This window comes from Streptomyces sp. NPDC004561, from assembly GCF_053602155.1.
Map to the genome: position 1 here is coordinate 1 of NZ_JBSGDB010000531.1, position 5,564 is coordinate 5,564.

A 5,564-nucleotide genomic window follows, 5' to 3' on the forward strand; every position below is an offset into this window, starting at 1 on the left:
GCTACGAGCGCAAAGCCGAGCACTTCCTGGCTTTCACCAGCATCGCCTGCACCCTCATCTGCTACCGCAGACTCACCAAATGAGATGACGTCTTAGGCGGCCAATCTGGCGCGAGCCTCGAAGATCACGGCCCAAGACTGGGCCATGATCACTCGCACCAAATCAGCTCCGTAAGTTCTTCGGGGGCCGGGGAGGGCCGGATGTGTCCTCAAAGCAGGTTGCCGACCGTGGCTCGGCTGGAGTGGCCGTCCGGCCCTCCCGGACGCCCTGGTCGCTGATCGAAATACGCGGGACGCGTCGCTGTTTACGGAGTGGACGAAGGGGTGTCCTATGGACCCTACGGCAGGAAACTCGGCTGCGGGAGGGACGCGTAATCAAACAGCGGGCCCGGATATGGGTCCGTATCGACGCGGGCAAGGGCCATTACTGGGGTGCAGTGGGCGACGAGACCGACGCGACCCTGTGGTCGAAGAAGTTCGAAAATGACGAGTCGGCGATCCTGACCGCCCTCGGCGAGATCCTGGACATAGCCGATGAGGTGCACTGGACGATAGACATCTCCAGCAGGTCCTCCACCCTGCTGCCGGCACTGCTGGCAGCCCACGGCCAACAGGCCGTCTACGTGCCCCACACCGTCAACCGCATGGCCGACACACTCTGTCAGCCCTTCAGCGGTGCTGGCTGAGCCTCGTGCACGGGCGTTTCAGCACCGAGCTTGAGCACTCCAGGGAAGGGAAGAACGCCGACGACCGTCGCAACCAGGGAAACGGCCGCAAAAGCACAGATGCTTGACACGGAGAATGTTCCGATTGCGTACCCGGCCATGGCCACGAAGACCGGCGAGACGGCGGACATCAGAAGTGAGTCGAGAGCAAATACGCGTCCCAGCATTGCGACTGGCGTGCGCTCTTGCAACGCAGAGCCCCAAATCACGGCAAATACACCCATACCGGCACCCGCCATGGCACTGCACGCGGCGATCACAAGCGTTGTCGAATCCAGCATCATGGCTATGAGCAGAGGAAGCTCCAGCAGGAGCGATCCAAGTGCGACAGCCCCAGGTCTATTTGGACGAAGCCTGGACGAGAGCAGGGAAGCAGCGAGCGATCCTAGTGCTTCGGCGCTGGTGACCATACTCAGAGAGGCTGCACCGCGATGTCCGGTGACAAAGGGGAGGAGAACAGCGACAGGAGCCGCGACAAGGGCTGCTTGTGCAGTTCCCTGCAACATGATGGCGAACATCCATCGTTGTCGGACTACGTAGCCAACTCCTTCCGCAGCTTCACGGAGGATACCGGGACGCTCGGCAGCCTCTTTTGGAGGCTTGGTTTCTCGCAGTGCGACGAGGGTTATCACGCTTATCGCGAAGGTGCAGACGTCGACGAGGATTGCAGTGACGCTGTCCCAGGACGCGGCGATCCAGCCGCCGAGGGCAGGGCCAAGGACGGCTGCGAATCGGCTTGTTGCCGACCTCAGGGCGGAGACCTCGCGGCGCTTCTCTCTGCCTCCGAGCTCGGCAAGGAGAGCGGCGTAGGCCGGGCGGTGCAGGCCGGCACCCAGGCCGAAAATGGTGCCGACAGCAGCGAGACTCAAGAGGTGCGCGTCGCTCCCAGCTACAAGCAGGCCCCCGATGGCGGTTGCGCGGAGAGCATCGGCGGCAACGACCACCAGTGAGCGCCGGCTCCGATCGGCGATGGCGCCGCCCACAGTCAGGGCGAGGACCGTGCCTAGCGCCGTGCTTCCCAGGAGGGTGCCCAGGGCATGGGAAGCATCGTTTCGCCCTAGCAGGTAGAGCGTGACAGCGACCGTGTAGACGCCGTCACCGATCATGGAGACGAGCTGCCCGAACCACACACGCCGGAAAACAGGAACTCGAATCAGAGAGAGCATGGGATCACCAGGAATCAGAGTGTGTCTCAGCGGCGGCAATTGTCCGCAGACAGTTGGTTACAAGAGTGTGATCTGGGGTCGTCGACGCCGAAGGCTTTGTATAGGTGCGACCGCTCACAGGGTCGAATGTGTGATCCACCGCTGAGCGGTACTCGTGAGCCGCGAGCACCAGGTCAGAAAGAAGCTCTCGCCCCCCTTTGTGCAACCATTCGGCAGTACCTGGATCGGTTTCTGCTCGTACGGCCAATCGTCTTTCAGTTTCCTTTTTAGACTGGTGAATGTCATGTGCGTACGGAAGAACGAGGATCACCGAATCTGCCTTCAGTAGGCACGCGGCAAGCCGCTGTTCATTATCCGGGTCTTTCTGCAGCAACACGCCACCGCTTGCGTCGATCAGAGCGTCAGGGCGGTGTTCGAGCTCGTGTCCAAGCGCTCTTACTTCGAAGCGTGATTCATACCGATGGAGGGCGCGTGCTCCACCTTCTTCGAACCAGCGATCAGCTCGCGCTGCAGTGTAGCCGAACCGTCTGTAACGGATTGCCCGCCCTTGGTCCAAGCCCACGAGTTCTCTGCGGAGGAGACCCTCCAGGGATACGGCAAGGGTGGTTTTGCCTGCTCCTGGAGGGCCCACAACGATGATGGCCACTACGCGCTGACTGACGATCGGTACAGTCGAGCGGCGAGGTCTGGGCGGACTTGTTCACTCAGGGCGCCGTAGAGGAAGCTGACGGGACTAGCCAGTCGGTCGCACGTGTACCACTGCCGTGCTCGGCTGACGGCGACTTCCCAGATATGGATTCTCCCGCTCAGGACGGCAAGGAGATCCGCTGCATTGAGATCTATGCCCGAAGGGACATTGAACAGGGCGTCCCGCAGATTGTGGTCCGTCCGCTCGAATCGACCAGTGTTGATGTTCAGAGCCCAAGTGACGTCCTGTGGACCAAACCCGCGCAGGTGGCAGGCGAATCGCAGGGGCCCCGTCTTGTTGCCGAGATACTCATTAGCGTGGACGAGCGACCTGCCGAGTTCCGACAGCATGAGCAGAGGCGCCAGGGCTTGCAGCTCGGATACTAGGAAATGTTGGTCCTGCTCAGTAACCGGTGCATCGAACAAGGGAGGAAGGTCGGCGCCCAGGTCGACGTCTTCGCGGGAATCACTGTCTGACGGCCGCACCTCGAAAGTCGATTCGCGCGGCTCGATCCACGATACGGAGACCGGGTGCTCACCAATGCCGAAGGAGAACGATTCGCCTGGCTGGAGACCGATGAGTTCCGTGTCGATGGACAGCACGTTTGCCATTTGAGCCAGTTCAGCGAAGTCGTTCCAGAGGAACTGGCCATGCTTCTGCGGTACCTGCGTGTACCCCCCTCCGCTCAGCAGCACCCACTTCGCCGAGGGGAACGCTGTCGTAGCTTCCGACAGCAGGGTGTACAGCAGATCGATTCCGGCGGTCTCCGGCGGATTCGCGGGCGGAATCGGCAGGAGATTGTCGAAGGCGCCAAGGCATCCGGCTGGTGCAATTTGTGCGTTGTGCGTCGCGATCACCACATCCGGGCTGGAGGAGGACGTCGTGGGCGACGCAGTGAGGGAGGTGTCCGACTGGACGAAGATACCGCCAGTTGAGCGACCGGATTCCTTCATGTACAGGCTAGCCACACGGCTTTCCCAAACAGGGACGTGGGCCGGCCCGGCGACAAAGGTGACAGTAGCGTTGCCGACTTCCTGCTCCTCCTGCGGTGGAGCCAGGATCACTTGGCGACCAAGGTCACGCAAGGCGGAGACGCATACGGCTGGCATAAGGTGCGGCATCAGAATCGGAATGTGCGCCGGCAGGGCCTCCAACGAAGGCAGGTGGAAATGATCGAGATGCTCGTTCGTCACCACGACGGCGTCGATCTCAGGGAGCGCATCCGTGTCGATCTCACGGGCCGGGAAGATCTCGAAGCGCACTTGCGAGGAATTCCCGAAAGAGGAGCTGAGCACCGGGTCCACCAGAACACGAGTTTCAGCGACCTCAAGCAGCCAGGACTGCTGCCCCACGAAAGTCACGTTCATCTTCACTCCACCCCTCGCTTGATCGCGTCGATTTGCAGCCCATAAGCACGGCAGGCGATATCCGGACGCACTTGCTCACCGAATGCATCATACATAAATGCAACAGGAGAGCTGAACGCTTCACTCTCGTACCAGGAATGCATTGCGATGCCTACGACATCCCAGATCTGCAAATCTCCTCGCACGACGGCGGCGAAGTCCGTGGCACATGTGTAGACACCGTAGGGATACGCCTTCAGAGCTCCGTCAAGGCTCAGGTCATCTACCCGTACGAAGCCTCCTTGCGTGAGATCAAGGGCGTAGCTTCGATCTTCTGTATGCATGCAGCGGAACTTCAGCACGAGAGGCCTGATCAGGGATTTTCCGCCGTTCCCAGCGCTGACGAGGTCACGGCCGAGGTCTGAGAGCAGAATTCCAGCTGCCAGATATCTCAGCTCTACCTCTATCTCATCAAAGAGGGCTTCTTCTTCGCCCCTAGAGCTTGCCGGAACAATCTGCCGAAGCGGGATCGACTCGCCAGCGGAAAGAAAGTTGCGGCGCCTTTCCTTGAGCTCGGTGAATCGTGCCGTGTCTGTTCCCAGCCATCCGAGTTTGCCGACAATGTCTATGCCATCGGGGCCCGCATCGACAATTTCGCCCGGCTCAGGTCCCACCACGTCGATCCATCGAGTGAGGCGAGAGGCTATCTCCGCCATCTCTTTCTGCTCAGAGAAGGGGAAGGGACCCATGGCTTCGTAATCCTTGAGAAATCCACCGCCGCAGATCAGGACGTGACACGTCTGCAGAGTCGGATGCTCGCCCAATGTGTCACTGACAATACCCTGGAGGATATCCAGGCCAGCGAATCCAGTGCGACGGCCGATGTGCTCACTGATCTGCGGGCTTTTCAGATTGTCGAGGGACCCGAAAACGCCACGGGGTGTGACTTGCGCGTTGTTGCTGACTGCGATCACGGCCGGAGCGGGTATCTCACCATCGACGATGTCATTGAGGAAGTCCTCGGAAACCAGTGCATCGATTCCCAGGAATACCCCGCCGATTTCAGGGTCAGCGGCGTCACGAACATATACCTGGCTCACTCGGCTTTCCCATAGCACCGTTTCCCTGCCCGGCGCGTACAGGGTCACCAGGGTCGAGCCGAACTGACGGGTCTCGCCAAATCCCATTCGCTGGACACTGAAACCGAGCTCCTCGATGAAGGCGACGACGCTGTCAATCATCGTCGGCCCAACCACTATGGGGACAGCACGGTCAATCTTGTTCAGCGAGGGCAGGTGGAAATGGTCGGAGTGCTCATGGCTGATGATCACGGCCGCAGGTGTAGGCATCGCAGCATGGTCAATGGTCCTAGGCGGATAGATCTCGACAGGGCTCGAGGTGTACTCATCTCCGTAGCGACGCAAGAGTATCGCGTCAATCAGTACGGGCGAACTCTGGTCGCCAACCGCGAATCCGTTGTGTCCCAGGAACCCGATCTGCATTCTTACCTTCTTCGGTCGACTTTCCTCTTGGATATATTAATGAGGCGGGGGGGGGGGGGCGCGCGGGGCGAGGAGGCCGCGGCCCCGCCCCCCGGCGGCAGCAGGTGGGTGAACAACTTGAGCCCGGGCAGCAGCGGC

At 60.7% G+C, this 5,564-nt stretch carries 3 protein-coding genes and 1 pseudogene; 1 reads left to right on the top strand and 3 read right to left on the bottom strand.

Annotation, left to right across the window (positions count from 1 at the left end; genetic code table 11):
* Positions 1-373: 373 nt before the first annotated feature.
* Positions 374-649 (top strand): annotated as a pseudogene (locus ACWEN3_RS39885) (IS110 family transposase); the annotation flags it as partial.
* Between the two features lie 11 nt (positions 650-660).
* Here the strand turns inward: ACWEN3_RS39885 and ACWEN3_RS39890 are convergent.
* The 3 genes from ACWEN3_RS39890 to ACWEN3_RS39900 all read right to left on the bottom strand — a co-directional run bounded on the left by ACWEN3_RS39890 (position 661) and on the right by ACWEN3_RS39900 (position 5,426).
* Complete coding sequence (locus ACWEN3_RS39890) at positions 661-1,890, bottom strand: MFS transporter (RefSeq protein ID WP_452981659.1); 1,230 nt, start codon at positions 1,888-1,890, stop codon at positions 661-663.
* Positions 1,891-2,535: 645 nt separating this feature from the next.
* Positions 2,536-3,945 carry an MBL fold metallo-hydrolase gene (locus ACWEN3_RS39895; RefSeq protein ID WP_452981662.1) on the bottom strand — a complete coding sequence of 470 codons (1,410 nt, stop codon included), beginning with the start codon at positions 3,943-3,945 and terminating at the stop codon, positions 2,536-2,538.
* Positions 3,946-3,947: 2 nt separating this feature from the next.
* Positions 3,948-5,426: an MBL fold metallo-hydrolase gene (locus ACWEN3_RS39900; protein ID WP_452981665.1), complete on the bottom strand. Its 1,479-nt coding sequence runs from the start codon at positions 5,424-5,426 to the stop codon at positions 3,948-3,950.
* Positions 5,427-5,564: the final 138 nt, after the last annotated feature.